General features: G+C 73.9%; 18 protein-coding genes. 9 read left to right on the top strand and 9 right to left on the bottom strand.

The genetic code is table 11. From position 1 onward, the window contains the following. Window positions 1-4 precede the first annotated feature (4 nt). The 7 genes from ACFWWU_RS20430 (at window position 5) to ACFWWU_RS20400 (ending at window position 8,395) form a co-directional block, all read left to right on the top strand. Complete coding sequence (locus ACFWWU_RS20430; RefSeq protein WP_384147215.1) at window positions 5-1,174, top strand: Gfo/Idh/MocA family protein; 1,170 nt, start codon at window positions 5-7, stop codon at window positions 1,172-1,174. Beyond that, window positions 1,171-2,022, top strand: coding sequence for a PmoA family protein (locus tag ACFWWU_RS20425; RefSeq protein WP_384147214.1), 852 nt, complete (start codon window positions 1,171-1,173; stop codon window positions 2,020-2,022). The genes ACFWWU_RS20430 and ACFWWU_RS20425 overlap by 4 nt, the downstream gene beginning before the upstream one ends. Further along, window positions 2,019-3,641 carry a family 43 glycosylhydrolase gene (locus ACFWWU_RS20420; RefSeq protein ID WP_384147213.1) on the top strand — a complete coding sequence of 541 codons (1,623 nt, stop codon included), beginning with the start codon at window positions 2,019-2,021 and terminating at the stop codon, window positions 3,639-3,641. Before ACFWWU_RS20425 ends, ACFWWU_RS20420 begins: the two co-directional genes overlap by 4 nt. 69 nt (window positions 3,642-3,710) lie before the next feature. After that, entirely contained in the window at window positions 3,711-5,048 is a 1,338-nt protein-coding gene (locus ACFWWU_RS20415) for an ABC transporter substrate-binding protein (RefSeq protein WP_384147212.1), read from the top strand. Then, window positions 5,045-5,863, top strand: coding sequence for a rhamnogalacturonan acetylesterase (locus tag ACFWWU_RS20410; protein ID WP_384147211.1), 819 nt, complete (start codon window positions 5,045-5,047; stop codon window positions 5,861-5,863). Before ACFWWU_RS20415 ends, ACFWWU_RS20410 begins: the two co-directional genes overlap by 4 nt. After that, on the top strand, window positions 5,860-7,167 hold the full coding sequence (locus ACFWWU_RS20405) for a polysaccharide lyase family 1 protein (protein WP_384147210.1): 1,308 nt from the start codon (window positions 5,860-5,862) through the stop codon (window positions 7,165-7,167). Before ACFWWU_RS20410 ends, ACFWWU_RS20405 begins: the two co-directional genes overlap by 4 nt. Before the next feature lie 79 nt (window positions 7,168-7,246). Then, window positions 7,247-8,395 carry a pectinesterase family protein gene (locus ACFWWU_RS20400; RefSeq protein ID WP_384147209.1) on the top strand — a complete coding sequence of 383 codons (1,149 nt, stop codon included), beginning with the start codon at window positions 7,247-7,249 and terminating at the stop codon, window positions 8,393-8,395. Window positions 8,396-8,410: 15 nt separating this feature from the next. On the opposite strand, the gene ACFWWU_RS20395 is transcribed toward ACFWWU_RS20400, so the two are convergent. The 4 genes from ACFWWU_RS20395 to ACFWWU_RS20380 form a co-directional block, all read right to left on the bottom strand. Beyond that, on the bottom strand, window positions 8,411-9,910 hold the full coding sequence (locus ACFWWU_RS20395; RefSeq protein ID WP_384147208.1) for a carboxylesterase/lipase family protein: 1,500 nt from the start codon (window positions 9,908-9,910) through the stop codon (window positions 8,411-8,413). A 123-nt stretch (window positions 9,911-10,033) separates the two neighbouring features. Next, complete coding sequence (locus ACFWWU_RS20390; protein ID WP_384147207.1) at window positions 10,034-11,719, bottom strand: rhamnogalacturonan lyase B N-terminal domain-containing protein; 1,686 nt, start codon at window positions 11,717-11,719, stop codon at window positions 10,034-10,036. A 109-nt stretch (window positions 11,720-11,828) separates the two neighbouring features. Beyond that, window positions 11,829-12,497 (bottom strand): permease prefix domain 1-containing protein, encoded by a 669-nt coding sequence (locus ACFWWU_RS20385; protein WP_384147206.1) that lies wholly within the window; start codon window positions 12,495-12,497, stop codon window positions 11,829-11,831. After that, window positions 12,494-12,838, bottom strand: a complete 345-nt coding sequence (locus ACFWWU_RS20380; RefSeq protein WP_384147205.1) for a PadR family transcriptional regulator — start codon at window positions 12,836-12,838, stop codon at window positions 12,494-12,496. Before ACFWWU_RS20380 ends, ACFWWU_RS20385 begins: the two co-directional genes overlap by 4 nt. A 99-nt stretch (window positions 12,839-12,937) precedes the next feature. On the opposite strand from ACFWWU_RS20380, the gene ACFWWU_RS20375 reads away from it, so the two are divergent. Further along, window positions 12,938-13,552, top strand: a complete 615-nt coding sequence (locus ACFWWU_RS20375) for a hypothetical protein (protein WP_384147204.1) — start codon at window positions 12,938-12,940, stop codon at window positions 13,550-13,552. An 85-nt stretch (window positions 13,553-13,637) separates the two neighbouring features. Here the strand turns inward: ACFWWU_RS20375 and ACFWWU_RS20370 are convergent, their stop codons facing one another. Genes ACFWWU_RS20370 through ACFWWU_RS20355 form a run of 4 tightly spaced genes read right to left on the bottom strand, consistent with a single transcriptional unit; the run spans window position 13,638 to window position 16,254 of the window. Next, window positions 13,638-13,775 (bottom strand): hypothetical protein, encoded by a 138-nt coding sequence (locus ACFWWU_RS20370; protein WP_384147203.1) that lies wholly within the window; start codon window positions 13,773-13,775, stop codon window positions 13,638-13,640. A 49-nt stretch (window positions 13,776-13,824) separates the two neighbouring features. Further along, window positions 13,825-14,511 (bottom strand): hypothetical protein, encoded by a 687-nt coding sequence (locus tag ACFWWU_RS20365; protein ID WP_384147202.1) that lies wholly within the window; start codon window positions 14,509-14,511, stop codon window positions 13,825-13,827. After that, window positions 14,511-15,050, bottom strand: coding sequence for a SigE family RNA polymerase sigma factor (locus ACFWWU_RS20360; protein ID WP_384147201.1), 540 nt, complete (start codon window positions 15,048-15,050; stop codon window positions 14,511-14,513). The genes ACFWWU_RS20365 and ACFWWU_RS20360 overlap by 1 nt, the downstream gene beginning before the upstream one ends. Continuing rightward, a complete protein-coding gene (locus ACFWWU_RS20355) occupies window positions 15,031-16,254 on the bottom strand; it encodes a LacI family DNA-binding transcriptional regulator (RefSeq protein WP_384147199.1) in 1,224 nt (407 codons plus the stop codon). The genes ACFWWU_RS20360 and ACFWWU_RS20355 overlap by 20 nt, the downstream gene beginning before the upstream one ends. Window positions 16,255-16,461: 207 nt before the next feature. On the opposite strand from ACFWWU_RS20355, the gene ACFWWU_RS20350 reads away from it, so the two are divergent. Next, a complete protein-coding gene (locus ACFWWU_RS20350) occupies window positions 16,462-19,341 on the top strand; it encodes a glycoside hydrolase family 2 TIM barrel-domain containing protein (RefSeq protein ID WP_384147197.1) in 2,880 nt (959 codons plus the stop codon). On the opposite strand, the gene ACFWWU_RS20345 is transcribed toward ACFWWU_RS20350, so the two are convergent. Continuing rightward, window positions 19,338-20,387, bottom strand: a complete 1,050-nt coding sequence (locus tag ACFWWU_RS20345) for a rhamnogalacturonan acetylesterase (protein WP_384147195.1) — start codon at window positions 20,385-20,387, stop codon at window positions 19,338-19,340. The genes ACFWWU_RS20350 and ACFWWU_RS20345 overlap by 4 nt on opposite strands. Between the last annotated feature and the right edge of the window lie 16 nt (window positions 20,388-20,403).

Genomic DNA, 20,403 nt, shown 5'->3' with positions numbered 1-20,403 from the left:
AGACATGAACACCGCACCTGCCCGCACACCCCTGCCGGTCGTCCTCGCCGGCGCCCGCGGCCACGGCCGCAGCCACCTCCTCAACATCCGGCGCCTCGAAGAGCGCGGGCTCGTCCGCCTCGCCGGGGTCTGCGAGCTGCGCCCGCTGGACGCGGCCGAGCTCGACGGCATCGGGGACCCGGAGCAGTCCGCCGACTTCGAGGCGCTGCTCGCCTCCACCGGAGCCCGGATCGCCGTGCTCAGCACGCCGATCCAGACCCACACCGACATGACGCTCGCCGCCGCCCGGCACGGCGCGCACATCCTCCTGGAGAAGCCGCCCGCCCCGTCGTTCGCGGAGTTCCGCAGGATGGCCGACGGGGTCGCGGCGGCCGGGGTGGCCTGTCAGATCGGCTTCCAGTCGCTCGGCTCGCACGCGGTGCCCGCGATCCGCCGGATGGTCGGGGAGGGCGCGATCGGCGAACTCCTCGGCGTCGGCGCCGCCGGTGCCTGGGTCCGCGACGAGGCCTACTTCCGGCGTGCGCCGTGGGCGGGCCACCGGCGCCTCGGCGGCGTCGACGTCGTCGACGGGGCGCTCACCAACCCCCTGGCGCACGCGGTCGCCACGGCGCTCGCGCTCTCCGGCTCCACCCGGGCCGAGGACGTCGAGCACATCGAGGCGGAACTGCTCCACGCCCACGCCATCGAGTCCGACGACACCTCCTGCGTACGGGTCCTGACGGCGGCCGGCACCCCGGTGACGGTCGCGGCGACGCTCTGCGCCGAGAAGTCCTCGGAGCCGTACGTCGTCGTCCACGGCAGCCAGGGCCGCGTCACCTTCTGGTACCGGCAGGACCGGGTCCTCGTACAGCGGGCGGGGCACGGACCGGTCGAGACCGAGTACGGGCGGACCGACCTCCTGGAGAACCTCGTCGCCCATGTGACGGACGGCGAGCCGCTGTGGGTGCCCCCGGCGGAGACCGGCGCCTTCATGCGGGTCGTCGAGGCGGTCCGTACGGCTCCGGATCCGCGCGGGATACCCGCCGCGCACTGGCACACCGAGCCCGGCGAGAGCGCGCCGCGCCGGGTCGTCGACGGGATCGACGCCCTGGTCGACGCGAGCGCCGCCGAGCTGCGGCTCTTCTCCGAACTCGGCGCCGTCTGGGCGCCGTCCACCCGGGCGGAGGCCCGATGACCACCGAGCCGCCGACCCTCCTGCGCTGCGCGGGCCGCACCGTCGCCCGCTACACCACCCGGCCCCCGCTGGCCCTCGACCACGCGCCCCGGCCGTATCTGCACCCCGTGACGACCCTCGCCGGGCGGGTGGTGACCGAGACCGTGCCCCAGGACCATCCGCACCACCTGGGGGCGGGCGTCGCCGTCGCCGACGTCGCGGGCCACAATTTCTGGGGCGGGCGCACCTTCGTCCGCGACCGCGGTTCGGTCGAGCTCGACAACCACGGCGTGCAGCGGCACGACGGGTTCAAGCTGTGCGACCCGGACGGCTTCGTCGAGGAGCTGACCTGGTGGGCGGCGGGTGAGCGGCTCCTTCGCGAGCACCGGACCGTGGCGGCCACCGCCCTCACGGACTCCGCCTGGGCGCTCGACCTCACCTTCTCCCTCGCCAACGTGTCGGGGCGGGACCTGTCGATCGGCAGCCCCGCGACGAACGGCCGGCCGGGCGCGGCGTACGGCGGGTTCTTCTGGCGCGCGCCCAAGGAGGCGGCCGCGCCCGAGGTCTTCGGGGCGGGCTCCGACGCCGACGGCGAGGATTCGGTGCACGGCGCCCGCTCCGACTGGGTGGCGCTCGCGGGCGACGGCTGGACCCTGATCTTCGCCGGGGCGACGGAGACGACCCGTCGCGACCCGTGGTTCGTGCGGGCCGCCGAGTACCCGGGCGTGGGTTCGTCCCTCGCCCACGACGGCCGGCTGCCCGTGCCCGCCGGAGAGACGTTCGTACGGCGGGTGGTCACCGTCGTCGCCGACGGCCGGCTCGACCGGCCCGGCGCCGCCGCCCTGGTCCGCAAGGCGGTGGCCTCGTGAGCGGGGCGGCCGCCGCCGGCGCCCCCACGGGCGACCTGGGCGACGGCACGTACCGCAATCCGGTCCTCGCGGCCGACTGGTCGGACCCCGATGTCGTCCGGGTCGGCGAGGACTACTACCTGACGGCGTCCAGCTTCGGCCGCGCCCCCGGGCTGCCGCTGCTGCACTCCCGGGACCTGGTCAACTGGACCATCGTGGGCCACGCCCTGGAGCGGCTCGAACCGGCCGCCGCGTTCACGGCGCCCGGGCACGACCGCGGGGTCTGGGCGCCTTCCCTGCGCCACCACGACGGCCGGTTCTGGATCTTCTGGGGCGATCCCGACCACGGGATCTTCCAGGTCAACGCCCCTTCGGTGCGCGGGCCGTGGACGGCCCCGCACCTGGTGAAGTCGGGGCTGGGGCTGATCGACGCCTGTCCGCTGTGGGACGAGGAGTCCGGCGAGGCGTACCTCGTCCACGGGTGGGCGAAGTCCCGTGCCGGGTTCAACAACCGGCTCACCGGGCACCGGATGAGCCCCGACGGCACGAAGGTCCTCGACGAGGGCCGGGTCCTCGTCGACGCCGACCTGATCCCGGGCTGGTTCACCCTGGAGGGCCCGAAGCTGTACCGGCACGACGGCTGGTTCTGGATCCTCGCCCCGGCCGGGGGCGTGGCCACCGGCTGGCAGGGCGCCTTCCGGTCACGGTCGTTCCACGGCCCGTACGAGGAGCGGACCGTCCTCGCGCAGGGCGACACCGACGTCAACGGCCCCCACCAGGGCGGCTGGGTGCGCACCCAGCGCGGTGAGGACTGGTTCCTGCACTTCCAGCAGTCCGGCGCACACGGGCGGCTCGTCCACCTCCAGCCGATGCGCTGGGGCGCGGACGGCTGGCCGGTGCTCGGCGACGGCGGCGCGCCGGTCCGCGTCCACCGCAAGCCGGACCTGCCGGATCAGCCGCCCTCGCGCCCCGCGGTCGACGACACCTTCCCCGGCGGGCGGTTCGGCCGCCAGTGGCAGTGGACCGCCAACCCGGACGAGGGCTGGGCGACCCAGCACGCGGGCGACGGCCTGCGCCTCGACTGTGTCCGTACGGAGCGGCTCGACGATCTGCGGAGCGTGCCGCACGTGCTCACCCAGCGGCTGCCGGCCGGGGCGTGCACGGTCGAGGTCGGGCTGCGGCTCGACAGCGAGGCGGCCGGGGCCCGCGCGGGGCTCGTGGTCCTCGGCGACGCCTACGCCTGGATCGGTCTGGAGCGGGCCCCGGACGGCACGGTCCGGCTGACGCACCGCTTCGCCCCGGCCAACGCCGACCGCGAGCGGGACGCCGCCCACTCCCGGCCGGTGGCCGGGGACCGGGTCCTGCTGCGGATCGACGTCACGGCGGACGCGCGCTGCCGCTTCTCGTACACCACCGGCGACACCGGCGACACCGAAGGCACCGAAGGCACCGAAGGCACCGAAGGCACCGGCGACGCCGAGGGCGCCCGGGGCGCCGGAGGTCCGGTCCCGCTGGGCCCGGAGTTCGCCGCCACCCCCTGGCGCTGGGTCGGTGCGCTGCTCGGCCTGTTCGCGGGTGCGCCGGAGGGCGCGGGACACGCCGGGACGGCCGTGTTCTCCGCGTTCCGCGTCACCGCCTGAACACCACTGTCCCCCCTGAGCTCCCCCACATCCCCATCCCCGCAAGACCCCGAGAGAAGAGAGCCGACGATGACCATCTTCCCCGGCGGACGGCGCAGAGCCGCCCTCGCCCTCGCCCTGTCCGGCGTCCTCGCCCTGACCGCCACCGCCTGCGGTGACGACGGCAGCGGAGGCGGCGACAAGGGTACGGAGGGATCGGGCACAGGCAAGATCACCTTCTGGGACAACAACGGCGGCGTCCGCACCGATGTCTGGAAGGAGATCATCGCGGACTTCGAGAAGGCGAACCCGGACATCGACGTCGAGTACGTCGGCGTGGCCTCCAAGGAGGTCCAGTCCAAGTACGACACCGCCATCCAGGGCGGCGGTCTGCCGGACGTCGGCGGTGTCGGCGCCGCCATGCTCGCCGGGATCGCCGCGCAGAACGCCCTGGAGCCGCTGGACGCCCGGGTCGAGGACAGCGCGCTCAAGGGCAAGCTGAACACCGGGATGGTCGACAGCGTCAAGGCCGCCGGCGGCCAGGACAAGCTGTTCACGGTCCCCACCTCCGCCAGCAACGGCGTCCTCTACTACCGCACCGACCTGTTCAAGGCGGCCGGCCTGGCCGAGCCCACCACCTGGTCGGCGTTCTACGCGGCGGCCGAGAAGCTCACCGCCAAGGACAAGAACCGTTTCGGCTACACGATCCGCGGCGGCGCCGGCTCCGTCGCGCAGGCCCTCGACGCGATGTACGGCCAGAGCGGCATCACCGACTTCTGGAACGGCGACAAGACCACCGTCAACGACCCCAAGAACGTGGCGGCCCTGGAGAAGTACGCCGGCCTGTTCAAGAAGACCACCCCGGCCGCCGACGTCAACAACGACTTCACCAAGATGGTCGCCCAGTGGGACAGCGGCGAGATCGGCATGCTGAACCACAACCTGGGCTCGTACCAGGACCACGTGAAGGCGCTCGGCACGGAGAAGTTCCGGGGCATCCCGAACCCGACCCTCGACGACGGCACCCGTGTGCAGGTCTCCAACCCGGTCGACGGCCTCGGCCTCTTCTCGTCGAGCAAGAACAAGGCCGCCGCCTGGAAGTTCATCGAGTTCGCGGCCTCCCACGAGTCCAACAGCAAGTGGAACAAGTCGGCCGGCGCCATTCCCGCCAACACGGAGGCCGCGAAGGACGCGTGGATCCAGGAGGCCGAGCCGACCAAGCTCGCCGCCGACGTCCTCTTCAGCGGCAAGGCCTCGATCGTGCAGCTGCCGTACTACCTGCCCGACTGGAACACCATCTCCAAGGCCGACAACGAGGCCGCCTTCCAGAAGGTCCTGCTCGGGAAGGCCACGGCCAAGGAGTTCCTCGACACCCTCGCCGAGCAGCTGAACGCGGCCCAGGCCGAGTGGAAGCAGCAGAAGCAGTGAGCGTCGGCCGCCGCGCGGTGGTCACGGCCGGGGCGGGCCTCGCGCTCGCCCTGGCCGGGGCGCCCGCCGCCCGCGCCCAGAGAGGACAGCCCCGTATGCGCACCGTCTTCCTCGCGGGCGACTCCACGGCCGCCCAGAAGTACGCCGACGCCGCGCCCGAGACCGGCTGGGGCATGGCGCTCCCCTTGTTCCTGCACAAGGGGCTGACCGTCGCCAACCACGCGGTCAACGGACGCAGCACCAAGAGCTTCCTCGACGAGGGCCGGCTCGACACGATCCTGACGGCGATACGCCCCGGCGACCTGCTCCTCGTCCAGTTCGGCCACAACGACCAGAAGACCGCCGACCCCACCCGCTACACCGAACCGTGGACCACCTACCAGGACAATCTGCGGGTCTTCGTCGAGGGAGCCCGGGCCCGGGGCGCTCTCCCGGTGCTCGCCACCTCCGTCGAGCGGCGGAAGTTCGCCGCCGACGGCACGGCCCTGCGCACCCACGGCGCGTACCCGGCGGCCATGCGGGAGACCGCCCTGGAGGCGGACGTCCCGCTGCTCGACATCGAGGCGCTGTCCCTGGCCCTGTGGCAGAAGCTCGGCCCCGAGGCCACGAAGACGTACTTCAACTGGACCGCGACCGAGCAGGACAACACCCACTTCAACCCGCCCGGCGCGATCGAGGTGGCCCGCCTCGTCGCCGCCGAGCTGCTCCGCACGCACGTCCTCGCGCCGCGCGAGACGCGCCGCCTGGACGACGGCATCGACGAGATCCCCACCGACCTGATCACCTGGCCCGTTTCCGAGGAGAGCAGACCGTGAACCGACGCAAGCAGCTGGGAGTGGTGGCCGCGACCGCCCTCGCCCTGACGGTCACCGCGCCCGCGGCCGGTGCCCACTCGGGCCACCACTCCGGCCACCGCCCCGCCGCCGACCCGGCCAGGGCGATCCTGCCGGCCGGGGACGGCTGGGCGTCCGAGGGCGCCGGCACCACCGGCGGATCCGCCGCCGACGCCTCCCGGGTCTTCACCGTCACCACCTGGGAGGAGTTCCGGGCCGCGCTCGAAGCGCCGGGCACCGAGCCCCGGATCGTCAGGGTCGTGGGCACGCTGAACGCCACGGCCGACGGCTGCGCCGCCTTCGAGGCCCCCGGCTACGACTTCGCCCGCTACCTCGCCGACTACGACCCGGCCGTCTGGGGGTACGAGAACGGGGTCAGCGGCCCCCAGGAGGAGCTGCGGGCCGCCTCCGCCACGGCGCAGGGGCGGGCCATCAAGGTGAAGGTGCCCGCCCACACGACGATCGTGGGCGTCGGGAGGCACGCGGGGATCACCGGCGGCAGCCTCCAGGTCCAGGGCGTCGACAACGTCATCGTCCGGAACCTGACCCTGGAGAGCCCCCTCGACTGCTTCCCTCAGTGGGACCCGACGGACGGCGCGACCGGGGCGTGGAACTCCGAGTACGACAGCCTCGTCGTGTACGGCTCCACCCACGTCTGGATCGACCACAACACCTTCACCGACGGGGCCCACCCGGACAGTTCGCTGCCCTCGTACTACGGGGAGGTCTACCAGCAGCACGACGGCGAGCTGGACGTCGTGCGCGGCGCGGACCTCGTCACGGCCTCCTGGAACGTCTTCACCGACCACGACAAGACCCTGATGATCGGCAACAGCGACAGCGCGGGCGCCACCGACCGGGGCAAACTGCGCGTCACCCTCCACCACAACCTCTTCGACAAGGTCGTGGAGCGGGCGCCCCGGGTGCGCTTCGGACAGGTCGACGCGTACAACAACCACTTCGTGGTCGCGGGTCCGTCCTACGTGTACAGCCTGGGCATCGGCCAGGAGTCCCAGCTCGTCGCCGAGAAGAACGCGTTCACGCTCGCCGCCGACGTGCCCGCCGGGCAGATCCTGAAGAAGTGGAAGGACGCGCCGGTCACGACCTCCGGCAACTACGTCAACGGCCGCCCGGTCGACCTGCTCGCCGTCCACAACGCGCAGTACCCCGGGGAGGTCCTGCGCGCGGACGCGGGCTGGACGCCGGTCCTGCGCACCCGCGTCGACCACCCGAGGGCCGTTCCGGCCCTCGTCGACCACCGCGCGGGCGCCGGCCGCCTGCGCTGAGCCCCTCCCGGCAGGAGGCCGGGCGACACCCCGCCCGGCCTCCTGCCCGTCTCTCACCCAGCAGCGAAGGAGCACCCGCATGCCCTCGCACCACCCCGGCGCCGACGTCCTCGGCCGCCGCACCCTTCTCACCGCCGGTGTCGGCGCGGCCCTCGCGCTCGCGCTGCCCGCCGGCACGGCGACGGCATCACCGCACGACCGCGACGACCGCGACGGCCCCTTCGGCCGCTTCGGTTCGCCCGCCGCCCGGCTCACCGGGCGGACGCTGTACGTGCACCCCGGCGGCCTCGGCGACCACACCACCGTCCAGGCCGCGGTCACCGCCGCGAGCGGCACCGGCTGGACGCTGGTGCTCGCCCCCGGGACGTACCGGGAGACGGTCGCGGTGAGCGCCGCCCGTACCGGCATGACCTGGATCGGCGCGAGCGGCGACCCCCGGGACGTGGTCGTGGTGTACGACAACGCGGCCGGCACGCCCCGCCCCGAGGGCGGTACCTACGGCACGAGCGGATCGGCGACCACGACGGTCCAGGCGGACGGATTCACCGCCCAGGGGGTCACCTTCGCCAACGACTTCCTCCGCACCGACCTCCCCGGGAACCCCGGCACGCAGGCCGTCGCGCTGAAGGCGCAGGGCGACCGTTCGGCGTTCTTCCACTGCCGGTTCCTCGGCCACCAGGACACCCTGTACGCGGACTCGATGTCCCTGCCGTCCTTCGCCCGCCAGTACTTCGCGCACTGCTACGTCGAGGGTGACGTCGACTTCGTCTTCGGCCGCGCGACGGCGGTGTTCGAGCACTGCCACTTCCGTACGCTGGTCCGCACCGATCTGGCGGGCGCCCCGTACGGCTTCGTCTTCGCTCCGTCGACGGCGGGCGCCAACCCGTACGGCTTCCTGGCCTCCCGCTGCCGGATCACCAGCGAGGCGCCCGACGGCCACTACAAGCTGGCCAGGCCCTGGGTGCCGAGCTCGGACCTGACCGCCTGGCCGTCGCTCGTGGTCCGGGAGAGCGTCCTCGGCCCCGGGATCGACGCCGTCGCCCCGTACGCGAACATGCGCGACGCCTACCCGTGGCAGGCACAGCGCTTCGCCGAGTACCGCAACACCGGCCGGGGCGCGGCGGTCACCGTCCCGGAGAACCGTCCCCAGCTCGCGGCGGCCGGGGCCGCGACCGCGACCCGGGCGACGTATCTCGGCGACTGGATCCCGCGGCGGCCCCGCGCCTGACGGGGCGCGGCCGGTTCACGGGCGCAGGACGGGAAATTCCGCCTCGGCCCACGGAGCACGGACGGCGGGGGGCCTGCCGTCGGCGGGATCGTCGCCGGTGCTCCAGGTGTGGACCTGAGCGGCGGGGTCGTCGCCCGACGGCCATCCCGGATTCCCGGTGGTGGCGAAGTCGGCCCACGCGCGCACCATGCGGCGCGCCAGTCCGTGGTCCGCGGGGGTGGGGGCGCCGCCGATGAGGAAGGCCACGCAGTCGCTGTCGATGTTGCCGAAGGCGAAGGGGATGTCCGCGCAGTGCCAGGCCCGTACGACGCCGTGCGGGCCGGTGCGCCGGTCGAAGCGCGACAGGTACGCCCGGCCGCCCGCTCGGGCGTGCAGCTCGGCGAGTCGGTTGCTGTACTCCCCGAACAGAAGGTCGCCGAAGACGGCGAGGTAGACGTCGAGCACCGGGGCCTGGGGCATCGCGGCGCGATATCCGGCCACCAGGCCGTCGGGAAGCCCGAAGTCCTCGGCGAAGCGGGCCAACTGCTCCTCGGTGGTGACCTTCGCGCTGCTGCCGACGGCGTCGAACAGCCAGTACTCCTCCGTGGTGTGGCACACCAGCAGGTCCACGTCCCGGGCCGCGCCGGCGGCCATCCCCGTGAGGGGGTCGGTGGGCAGGACGTCGCCGTCGAGGACGGGGGCGTAGAGCGAGGGGTCGTAGTGGCGGGACCCGGAGTCGGGGTCCCGCCGGTAGTCGTCGACCACCTGGTCGGTGGCGGTGACCAGGTCCTGCGGGGTCGCGGAGGCGAGGCCTTCCGCCGTGGCGGGGCAGCCCGCCGCCGCGGCGACCTCACGGGTGGTCGCGGCGGCGATGTCGAGGGTGTACATCGGGCTGGCGGCGCTGTGCGCGATGGCGCGGTGGAACAGGCCGCGGGCGCGGTCCATCACCATCAGGCAGGCGACCGAAGCGGCTCCGGAGGACTGCCCGGCGAGCGTGACGTTGCCGGGATCGCCGCCGAACGCGGCGATGTTCTCCCGGACCCAGCGCAGGGCGGCGACCTGGTCGAGCAGGCCCCGGTTGTCCGGGTGGGCCGTCGCTCCGGCGGCGGGTACGTGGCCGAACCCCTCGAAACCGAGCCGGTAGTTGAGGGTGACCACGACCAGACCGGCACGGGCCGGCGCGGTGCCGTCGAAGTCGGGCTGGGCCGAGGATCCGAAGGTGTAGGCACCGCCGTGGATCCAGACCAGGACGGGCAGGCGGCCACCGTCCGGGACCGGGGTCCATATGTTGACGGTGAGGATGTCCTCGTCGCCGGGCGACCACACGGGCGAGCCGGGCAGCTCCGCCGACTGCGGGGCGATGGGGCCGAACTCCGTACAGTCCCGCACTCCCGTCCACGCGGGAACCGGCGCGGGCTCCCGGAACCGGTGGACGCCGAACGGCGGTGCGGCGTACGGGATGCCGAGAACGGCGACGACGTCGGCGGAGGCCCGGAAGCCCCGCACCGCGCCGGACGACGTGGTGAAGATGTCCATGGACCCAGCTTGGCATCACGGCCCTCGGCGGCACCAACACCAAGATCATGACGATTCACACACCGGTGATGTCAATGCGTGGGCGCCCGGGCGGACTTCGGCTCCCACCCCGCGCACCCGTGGTCAGGGCAGCAGGTCGACGCAGTCGATCGCGGTGCCCGGGCTCAGGAAGCCCGTGCCGGAGGAGCCGCTGACGACGTTCAGCCGGAGCACGTTGTACTGGCTCGGGTCGGTCTTCCAGGCGCTCGCCGGGACGACGTACGTGAAGGTGTGGTTGTTGCCGCGGTAGGAGCCGTTCGTGAGGGAGCGGGTCGCGGGCTGCGCCGGCGGCGAGGGGATCGCGGAGACCCAGTCGTTGACGGTGACCTGGGGCCTGCCGTTGAGGAAGGCGGTGGTGACCCCGATCCGGAGGGTGTGCGCGGCGGCGGCCTGGGCGGCGGTGAGCCTGAAGTACACGAGGACGCCGTCGTTGACGTCCTTCCACAGGTAGCAGGGGAAGGAGGCGGAGACGTCGCCGCCGCCGAGCACGACGTTCCCCGTCCAGGACGCGGCCCGGACGTCGGCGGGGTGGGCGTACGTCATGAGGGCGGCGTTCTTGAACGCGCCGGGCGTGCCGTCCCAGTCGCCGATCCGCCAGATGGCGGGGGCGGTGGCCGGGTCGTTGGTGAGGGTGAGGGTGTGGAGGGCGGTGGCGGCGCCGGCCGTGACGGTCACCGAGCCGGTGTGGACGGCCAGTTCGCCCTTGTAGACGGTGAGGGTGTACGTGCCGGGGAGCATCCCCCGGCAGGAGAAGGCGCCGGTGCCGGCGGTGGCACGGGTCCAGTACTGGGCGCCGGCGTTGGCGAAGCCGACGGTGTACGGGTGGTCCGCGTCCATGCCCGCGAGACCGACGCCCGCGACCCGGCCGCGGCCCGCCGCGCCGACCCAGCCGGGGATGCCGAGGCCGTCGACCCAGGACGTGTCGTGGTTCGCGGCGAAGAGCGCCGGGGCGGGCGTCCCGCCGTCGGTGAAGGCGAGCAGGTAGGGGCCCTGGAGGCCGAAGCGCATCGCCTCCGTCTGGGACTGGTTGTAGTGGAGGATCTCGTACAGGCCGACGCCGAGTTCGTTGGAGTGGCGGAGGAGCGAGCGGTAGAACGGGCCGCCCGAGGCCTTCTCGTGGTTGGAGCGGATCATCCAGAGGCCGACCGAGCCGGTGGTGTAGCCGATGTGGTCGTAGTCCATGACGCGGACGCCGGAGTAGTGCTTGGAGCGGGTGTGTCCGTCGGCACGCCGCCAGACGTCCCCGGCCTCGATGACGGTGTCCGCCCCCTCGACCCAGGAGTCGGGGCCCGCGTTCGGGAAGATCCCGGGCTTGAGGCGGGCGATGAAGCGGGTGGCGGTGAAGGACGTGTCGGCCTTGTCGGTCCACAGGTAGACGTTGTTCAGGCCGGAGCGGGCCGCGATGTAGTGGCGGAGCGTGCCGTGGACGACGGTGACGAGGACGGTGGAGCCGGTCTGGGCGAGGGTGACGGTGGAGGCGCCGAGGCCGGACTCGACGTGCGAGTGCTTGCCGCCGTACCCCTCGTACTCCGTGCCCTTGTAGACGAGGGACGTGAGGTCCCCGGTCGCCTTCGCGACCTTGAACACGAGTCCGGCGCCGGTGTCGACGACGTACTGCGTGCCGTCGTCGCTCCAGCCGAAGCCGGCCGCGGCGGCGGTGCCGGGCGCGAGGCCCGCGGTGGCGGCGGCGGCCGTGCCGGCGACGGCGGCGCCGAGGAGCGTGCGGCGGCGGAGCGGGTGCTGGGCGGTGGTGTCGTCGTACGAGCGCATCGGCGTGCGGCTCCTTCGGTACGGGGGGGGTACGGGGCGGCTCCCGGTTGCTCCTAGGTCGCCGCCGACCGCGGAAGGGTTGCCCCCGTACGAGGCCCGACGCCGGGTGTCAGCCGAGCCGCGCCGTCCTGGTCACCGGCAGGCGGGCGCAGCGGCGGCAGGCCCGGGCCGAGGTCGCCACGACCGCGTGCGAGGCGGCGGCGAGGGATCCCGCGAGGGCGAGCAGCGGCCAGTTCGTGGCGAGCACCGAGGCGACGGCGAGCGCGAGCGTCGTGACGGCCATGGCGACCCCGGCGGTGGTCCCGGTCCAGGCGACGAAGAGCGGCAGCCGGGGCGGCGTGGGCAGTCGGCGGGCGAGGGTGCCGGTGACGGCCAGCGCCGCGGCGGAGAGGAGCGTGGCGACGATCGCGACACCGGCCAGGTGCGCGGCGAGCAGCTGAGCGCCGCCCTGGTCGGGGGCGGAGGTCCCGGCCAGGTACCAGCAGGCGATGAGAAAGGGGGCGGTGAGCGCGACGGCCCGGGCGGTGTGCCGGGCCTGGGCGAGGGTCAGCTCCCGCTGGCAGCTCGGTACGAGCTCCTCGACGGTCCCGAACTCCCGCACCGCCGCGCGGATCGCGTCCGGATACGGGCTGCCCCGCTCGGCATGGACGTCCGCGGTGTCGGCGAGTCCGTCGCGGATCTCCTCGATCAGCCGGGCCTTGGCGCGGGACGGGCCGTGCAGGGCGGCGGCCAGTTCGGCGGCGTACGCCTCCAGGGGATCGGCCGTGGGGGCGGTCACGTGGCGAGCCCGGGCGGCTGCGTGGCCGGATTCAGGACCGAGCCGATCGCGGCGGTGAACTCGCTCCACGCCGTCCGCTCGCCCGCCAGGGTGTGCCGGCCCTCCTCGGTGAGCTCGTAGCAGCGTCGGCGCCGCTCGCCGGAGGACTGCCAGCTGCTGCTCAGGAGTCCGAGCCGCTCCAGCCGTTGCAGCGCCGGATAGATCGTGCCCGTCCGCAGTTCGAGCGCGCCGCCGCTGCGGTGCTGGACCGCGGCGATGATCGCGTACCCGTGCAGCGGGCCCTGTTCGAGCACCGCGAGCAGCAGTCCGTCCAGGTGCCCTCGTACCGCATCCGCCTTCATAGGTAGGCAGCCTACCCAAAGGAGCGGTAGGCAGTGTATGTATTGGCAGCCAACATATTGGCAGTCAATGGACCGAGTACTGACGCGGAGGCATGCGCCGTGACCGAATTCCTGTTGTCCGTCCACGTCCTGGTGGCGATCGTCACGGTCGGATCGATCACCGTGGCCGCCTCGATGTTCCCCCGCGTCGCGCTACGGGCCTGCGGCGGCGGGGAGCAGGACGGCCCGTCCGGGGAGAGCGGCGGGATCGGGGAGGCCAGGGGAATAGGAGAGGCCGGGGACGACAAGGGGAGAGGAGAGGCCGAGGAAGCCAGGGGGACAGGAGAGGCCGGGGAGGCCAGGGGGACGGGAGAGGCCGGGGGGACCCGGGAGACCGGGACCGCCGTGCTGCTCCACCGCGTCTGCGCCGGGTACGCCGTCGCCGGTGTCGTCGTCCCGGTCTTCGGGATCGCGACCGGCGCCCAGCTCGGTGTCCTGACCGACGCCTGGCTGATCGTGTCGCTCGTGCTGACCACGATCGCCGCGGCCCTTCTCGGCATGGCCGTCCTGCCCGGTCAGCGACGGCTGCTCGCCCTGGCCGAGGGCGCGGCCTCCGAGGCGGAGGCGCGGCCCGTGGCGTCCCGACTGACCATGCTCACCGGGGTGTTCAATGTCCTCTGGGCGGTGGTCGTCGTCCTGATGATCGTCCGCCCCGGCTCCACGACGGGCGTTTGACGCCCGGCGGCGGACGTCATCCGCGGGCCCGCAGGCGCCGCTTCCCTTACGCGACGGCGAGCAGCGGGGCGTAGCAGGCGCAGGATCAGCCGGCCTCCCAGGGCCCGCCCTCGCTCGGGAAGTCGACCGAAAGGGCGTCGCCCCGGATCGTGGTGCCCCTGACCTCGGTGACGATGCCGAGAACGGTCCGGAGGAGGCGCAGGAGGAGGAGCGCCCAGGCCACCCGGCTGCCCGGACACCAGGTCGCCCGGACACCAGGTCGCCCGGGCCCGTCACTTCGCGGGGGCCGCCGCTCCGAAGCCGCCCCGGAGGGTGGCCCGACCGCCGTCGCCGCCCGTCAGGACGACGGTGTACGTGTCGGCCGAGGCGTCCCGCACCCCTTCGGCGTGGTTGTACTGGACCGCGAAGACGTGGCGGCCCGGCGGGACCGTGCGGCCCGGTTTGAGGATCCAGCGGTAGACCAGGGTGCCCGGCTCCTCGGTGACCGTGACGGTGAAGTCCTCCGCGGGGCGCGTGCGCCAGTGGCCCGTGCTCACGACGCCGGCCGTGCGGGCGACCCGCACGTCGACGACGAGGCCCGACACCGGCGTCTCCGTCGTGACGGCGAGATCACCCTGGGCCCACCAGCGGTTACTGCCGGGGTCCATGGTGCCGGCCGCCGCGGCCACCGGCCCCGGCGCGGGCAGCTCCGACGCGGGTGCGGCGGGCCCCCGGTCCAGCGTGGTCACGGCGAGTCCGCCGACGCCGACCACCCCGGCGACGGCCACCGCCACGGCCGCGGCCACCGTCCAGCGCCTACCGGTCCACGGGACGGTCCGCGGGCCGCCCGCGCGGGGCAGCCGGGACGCCTGCGGCGGGGCGGCGAGGCCCCGTTCCACCCGGGCGAGCATGCGGGCGTGGTCGGGCTGGTGGGCGAGCCCGGCCTCCCGCAGCTCGCGCCGCAGCTGTTCCTCGTCCATCAACGCCTCCCCGCGACGAGTTCGGTGGCGGCCCGATCGCCCAGGAGGCGCTGGAGCTCGGCCATCCCCTTGGCGGTCTGGCTCTTGACCGTACCGACCGAGATCCCCAGGGCGAGTGCGGTGTCGCGCTCGGAGAGGTCGAAGGCGTGGCGCAGCACGACGCAGGCGCGCTTGCGGAAGGGCAGGGCGCGCAGCGCCGTCCGGACGTCGACGACGGCCGGGACGTCGGGGTCCTCGACGTGGTCGGGGCGCCGGTCCCAGAAGGCGGCGATCCGGCGCCGCTCACGCACGGTGCCCCGGATGCGGGTGCGGACGAGGTTGGCGACGACGCCCCGGGCGTAGGCGGCGGGGTGGTCGGCGGCACGGACCCGGTCCCAGCGGCGCCAGAGCGCGAGCATGGCGTCGGCGGCCAGGTCGTCGGCGGCGTCGGTCTCGCCGGTCAGCAGGTGCGCGAGGCGGGCGAGTTCGGCGTAGTGGCGCGCGAAGAAGACCCGGAACTCCGTCGCGCTGTCGTCGGCGTCAGCGTCCACCGCGACCACGACGGCCCTCGGTTGACCCGATCGACGAACCGCTCCCGGCCGGTGCGGCGCCTGCCGCCGGATCCGTACCCGGACCCATATCCGTATCCGTACCCGCCCGGCCCGTGCTCGCGCGCTCGGTCAGCCGGGGCGCGATCAGTTCCGTACCGCGCGCGGGCTCTCCCTCGAGGCGGGCGACGAGCCGTTCCACCGCGAGCCGCCCCATCTCCTGGGCGGGCACGGAGACGGCGGTGAGCGGGACCGAGGCGTGGACCGCGACCTGGTCGGGGCAGATGGCGACGACGGAGACGTCCTCGGGGACCGCGCGGCCCTGGTGGCGCAGCACCGCGAGCAGCGGTTCGACGGCGGCCTCGTTCTGGACGACGAGGGCCGTGGTGCCGGGGCGTTCCTCGAAGACGCGGGTCACGGCGGCGGCGACGGCCGCGTAGGTGCCCTCGACCGGCCGGTGGAGCAGGCCGACTCCGTGCGTGTCGGCGGCGGCGCGCAGCCCGGTGAGCGTGCGCGCGGCGAAGCCGGTGCCCCGCGCGTAGACGGCGGGCGGCGCGCCGAGGACGGCGATCCGGGTGTGGCCGAGGCCCGCGAGGTGCTGGACACAGCGCGCGCCGGCCGCCTCGAAGTCGAGGTCGACGCAGTCGAGGACGCCTGAGTCGGCCGCATCGGCCGCATCGGCCGCATCGGCCGCATCGGCGGCATCGGCGGCATCGGCGGCATCGGCGGCATCGGCGGTGCCATCGACCGAGGCAGAGGTCGCGCTGGTCTCGGCCGGGAGCCCGATGAGGACCGCGGGCCGTTCGGCCGCGAGGAGGCAGGGCAGTCGGGGGTCGTCGAGCTCGACGTCCATGACGATCATGGCGTCGGCGATGGCGCTGCCCTCCACGCGGCGGACGGCCTCGGGGCCCTCCTCGCCGGTGAGGAGCAGCACGTCGTAGCCGTGGGAGCGGGCCGTCGTGGTGACGGCCATCGCGATCTCCATCATCACCGGCACGTAGAGCCCGGTGCGGAGCGGCATCATCAGGGCGAGGATGCCGGTCCGGCTGCTGGCGAGCGCGCGGGCGCCGGCGTGCGGCCGGTAGCCGAGGGCGTCGATGCTGTGCTGGATCCGCTCGCGCGTGGGGGCGGATATGGAACGTTTGCCGCTGAGCACGTAGCTGACGGTGCTGGCCGACACCCCGGCGTGGCGGGCGACATCGGCGAGGGTGACCACGTACGCGCTCCTGGGCAGTCTTGAGGGGGACCCCGACCCTAAGCGGCCGCTCGTCGAGCTGTCCAGGTCGGCGTGGAAGAGTCCAAGCGTCCGCCGGTCGCGCGGGGTTGTGCGCGGACCACCGGCGCGATGGGATGAACTCCGAACAGAAAGCGCTTTCTGCATCACTGGGCTCTTCTTCCCCTCCCTCACTCCGTCAGGAGGACCATGTCCGCCCTGCCCTGGTACGAAGACGTCTCCCCCGGTCGCGGCACGCTGCCGCCCCGCGCCTGGTACGCCGACTCCGACGCCGCCGCCCTTTCCCTGAACGGTTCCTGGGGCTTCCGCCTCTCCCCCACCGCCGACACCGAGGACGACTCCTTCGCCGCCCCCGGCTTCGACGCGAGCGCCTGGGACGCGATCACGGTGCCGGGCCACTGGGTGCTCCAGGGCAAGGAGCGGGAGTACGGCGGCCCCGTCTACACCAACGTCCAGTACCCCTTCCCCGTCGACCCGCCCCGCGTCCCCACCGAGAACCCGACCGGCGACCATCTGCGCCGCTTCGACCTGCCCGACGCCTGGCCGGCGGACGGCGGGGCCGTCCTCCGCTTCGACGGGGTCGAGTCCTGTGCCCGGGTCTGGCTCAACGGCACGGAGCTCGGCGACTTCAAGGGTTCGCGCCTGGCCCACGAGTTCGCCGTAGGGCACCTCCTGAAGGCGCGGGACAACGTTCTCGCGCTCCGCGTCCACCAGTGGTCCTCCGGCTCCTACCTGGAGGACCAGGACCAGTGGTGGCTGCCGGGCGTGTTCCGTGACGTGACGCTGCTGCACCGGCCGGCCGGCGCCCCCGGCGACTTCTTCACGCACGCCTCGTACGACCACACCACCGGCACCGGCACCCTGCGCGTCGCGTGCGACGTCCCCGGCCGGGTCACCGTGCCCGAGCTCGGCCTCGACCTCGCCACCGGGGAGCCGGCGACGCTGCCGGTCGAGCCGTGGAGCGCCGAGACGCCCCGGCTGTACGAGGGCGAGCTCACCGCCGGCGGCGAACGGATCCCGCTGCGGATCGGCTTCCGGACCGTCGCCGTGGAGAACGGGGTCATGACGGTGAACGGCCGCCGGATCCTCTTCCGTGGGGTGAACCGCCACGAGTTCCACCCGGAGCACGGCCGGACCCTGGACCTCGCGACCATGCGCGAGGACGTGGAGCTGATGAAGCGGCACAACATCAACGCCGTCCGCACCTCCCACTACCCGCCGCACCCGGCCTTCCTCGACCTGTGCGACACGTACGGGCTGTGGGTGATCGACGAGGGCGACCTGGAGACCCACGGTTTCGAGGACCTGGCCTGGCGGGGCAACCCGGTCGACGACGAGCGCTGGACCCCGGCCCTGCTCGACCGGGCGGCCCGGCTCGTCGAGCGGGACAAGAACCACCCCTCGGTGGTCATCTGGTCGCTCGGCAACGAATGCGGCACCGGCGCCGGCCTCACCGCGATGGCCCGGTGGATCCGCGACCGCGACCCGTCCCGGCTCGTCCACTACGAGGGCGACCGCTCCTGCGCGGACACCGACGTCTACTCGCGGATGTACCCGCCGCACGCCGAGGTCGACGCGATCGGCCGCCGGGCCGACGAGGGCCCGGAGGCCAGGCGTCGACTCCCCTTCATCCTCTGCGAGTACGCGCACGCCATGGGCAACGGACCCGGCGGGCTCTCCGAGTACCAGCGGCTCTTCGAGACGCACGAGCGCTGCCAGGGCGGCTTCGTCTGGGAATGGATCGACCACGGCCTCGTCCACCCGGTGTACGGCCACGGCTACGGCGGCGACTTCGGAGAGGAGGTACACGACGGGAACTTCGTCTGCGACGGGCTGCTCTTCCCCGACCGGACGCCGTCGCCGGGGCTCCTGGAGTACAAGAAGGTGATCGAGCCGGTCAGGATCACCCCCGCCCCCGGGAACTTTGTGCTCGTGACCAACGGCCACGACGTCGTCGATCTCGCGCATCTCGTCTTCACCTGGTCCTTCCTGGCCGACGGCGAGATCCTCGCCACCGGTCCGCTCGACGTCCCGCCGCTCGCCGCCGGCGAGAGCGCGCGGGTGACGCTGCCGACCGCGCCCGCGCACCCGGCGGGGTCCGAAACCCTGTGGACCGTACGGGCGTTGCTCGCGCGCGACACGGCCTGGGCACCCGCGGGACACGAGGTGGCCTGGGGACAGATCCCGGCATCCGCCCCTGCCCCCACGCCTCGCGGGGCGACCGGCGCGCGCCCCGTCCGCGCGGCCGACCGGATCACCCTCGGTCCCGCGGTCTTCGATGCCCGCACCGGCCGCCCCCTCACCCTCGGCTCCCTCCCCGTCACCGGCCTGCGCCTCGACGTCTGGCGGGCACCGACGGACAACGACGAGGGCGCGCCCTGGCAGCCCGACGAGCGCCACGGACCGCTCTGGCGCGAGCTGGGGCTGCACCGCATGCGCCACCGCGTCGACGAAGTCGCCCTGGAGGACGACTCCTTGACCGTACGGACACGGGTGGCGCCGGCCGCCCGGGACATCGGCCTGCGCACGACGTACCGCTGGACCTCGGACGGCACCGCGCTGCGGCTCGGCGTCGAGGTCGTCCCCGAGGGCGAGTGGCGGGTCCCGCTCCCCCGGCTCGGGGTCCGGCTCGGTCTGCCGGCCGCCCTGGACCGGGCCGTCTGGTACGGCGCCGGGCCCGGCGAGGCGTACCCCGACACCCGGGCCGCGGCGCGGCTCGGCCGCTGGGAGGCCGCGGTGGACGCCCTCCGGACCCCGTACCTGCGACCGCAGGAGAACGGGGCCCGGATCGACACCCGGTGGCTGGAGCTGACCTCCGACGCGGAGGGCGTACGGGTGGAGGGCGAGCCGGCCTTCTCGTTCACGGCCCGCCCCTGGACCACCGAGCGGCTGGACGCCGCCGCCCACCGCACCGATCTGGTGCCGGGCGACACGCTCTGGCTGCACCTGGACCACGCCCAGCACGGCATCGGCTCCCAGTCCTGCGGACCGGGTGTCCTGCCCGCGTACCGGCTGGACGCGGCCCCCGCCGCGTTCGCCCTGACGTTCACGCCGGTGGACGTCCTCTAACGGAGCAGCCGGTCCGGGACGATGTCCCGGGCCCGCAGCTCCTGGGCGACGAGGGCCGCGTACTCCGTGGCCCCGCGCACCGAGGTGTGGGTGTTGTCCCGCTTCTCGGTCGTCAGGTAGAGCGCCTTGGAGGCCTCGGGCCCCAGCTGTTCGACCCGCGCCTTCGTGAGGGCGGTGAGGTCGATCAGCGGGGTGCCGAGGGAGGCCGCGAGGGCGCGGATCTCGGCCGGGTGGTCCACGCCGAGGCCGTTGACGAGCAGGGCGATGCCGTTGTCCAGGGTGCCGTCGGCGTTGAACCAGCGGCGGACGATCGGGGTGACCAGGACGGGTTCACCGCCCTGGGCCCGGGTCCGCTCGACGAGGCTCGTCAGGTTGGCGCGGTAGGTGGCCGCGTCCGTCTGCTTGTCGTTGTGGGCGAGCTGGATCAGGACGGGGTCGCCGGGACGGATCGCGGCCTCGACCGTGTCGAAGAGCGCCGGGTTCGCCAGGAAGGTGACGGTGCTCTCGCCGGAGTCGGCGTGGTTGGCGACCGCGATCCCGCGCGCCAGGTGGGCGGGCAGCCGCTGTCCCCAGCCGGTGTACGGGTCGCCCGGCTGGTCGCAGACGGTGGAGTCGCCGACGAGGAAGAGCCGGCGGGCCGCCGGGGCGGGGGTCACCCGAAGCTCGGTGACGCGGGGCGCGGAGCCGCCGAGCACCAGGTCGAGGCCGGGGCTGCCGGCCGGTCCCGTGGGTTCGCCCTCCGGGTCGCGCACATCCACGGTGAACGAGCGCCGGACCCGCTCTCCGGCCTCGGTGGCGGTCTCGGCGAGCAACGCCCGCCTGGTCTCACCCGTGACGGCGGTGGATCCGGCCTCGTCGCCGCCGAGGGTGACGGTGACGTGGTACGTGCCGGGGGCGACGTCGAAGTGGCAGGCGAGACCGCCGGTGGCGGTGGCGGCGCAGTGGTCGAGGCCCTGGCCGTACGGGCCGTCGGCGTGGGCGGCGGGGGCCGCGGCGAGCGACCCGAGGAGGGTCGCGGCGGCGGCGAGGAGTGCGGTCCTTCGCATGGTCCTGTTCCTCTCG

The organism is Streptomyces sp. NPDC058650 (genome assembly GCF_042717315.1).
GTDB lineage: Bacteria > Actinomycetota > Actinomycetes > Streptomycetales > Streptomycetaceae > Streptomyces.
The sequence above is the reverse complement of the archived record's forward strand: the minus strand, read 5'-3'. Positions and strand labels throughout refer to the sequence as shown.

Bases quoted from the DNA above. Each gene is read 5' to 3' on its own strand.
- ACFWWU_RS20350 (WP_384147197.1), top strand. From the start codon at position 16,462: ATGTCCGCCCTGCCCTGGTACGAAGACGTCTCCCCCGGTCGCGGCACG.
- ACFWWU_RS20345 (WP_384147195.1), bottom strand. From the start codon at position 20,387: ATGCGAAGGACCGCACTCCTCGCCGCCGCCGCGACCCTCCTCGGGTCG.
- ACFWWU_RS20380 (WP_384147205.1), bottom strand. From the start codon at position 12,838: ATGAAGGCGGATGCGGTACGAGGGCACCTGGACGGACTGCTGCTCGCG.
- ACFWWU_RS20400 (WP_384147209.1), top strand. From the start codon at position 7,247: ATGCCCTCGCACCACCCCGGCGCCGACGTCCTCGGCCGCCGCACCCTT.
- ACFWWU_RS20415 (WP_384147212.1), top strand. From the start codon at position 3,711: ATGACCATCTTCCCCGGCGGACGGCGCAGAGCCGCCCTCGCCCTCGCC.
- ACFWWU_RS20365 (WP_384147202.1), bottom strand. From the start codon at position 14,511: ATGGACGAGGAACAGCTGCGGCGCGAGCTGCGGGAGGCCGGGCTCGCC.
- ACFWWU_RS20430 (WP_384147215.1), top strand. From the start codon at position 5: ATGAACACCGCACCTGCCCGCACACCCCTGCCGGTCGTCCTCGCCGGC.
- ACFWWU_RS20395 (WP_384147208.1), bottom strand. From the start codon at position 9,910: ATGGACATCTTCACCACGTCGTCCGGCGCGGTGCGGGGCTTCCGGGCC.
- ACFWWU_RS20390 (WP_384147207.1), bottom strand. From the start codon at position 11,719: ATGCGCTCGTACGACGACACCACCGCCCAGCACCCGCTCCGCCGCCGC.
- ACFWWU_RS20425 (WP_384147214.1), top strand. From the start codon at position 1,171: ATGACCACCGAGCCGCCGACCCTCCTGCGCTGCGCGGGCCGCACCGTC.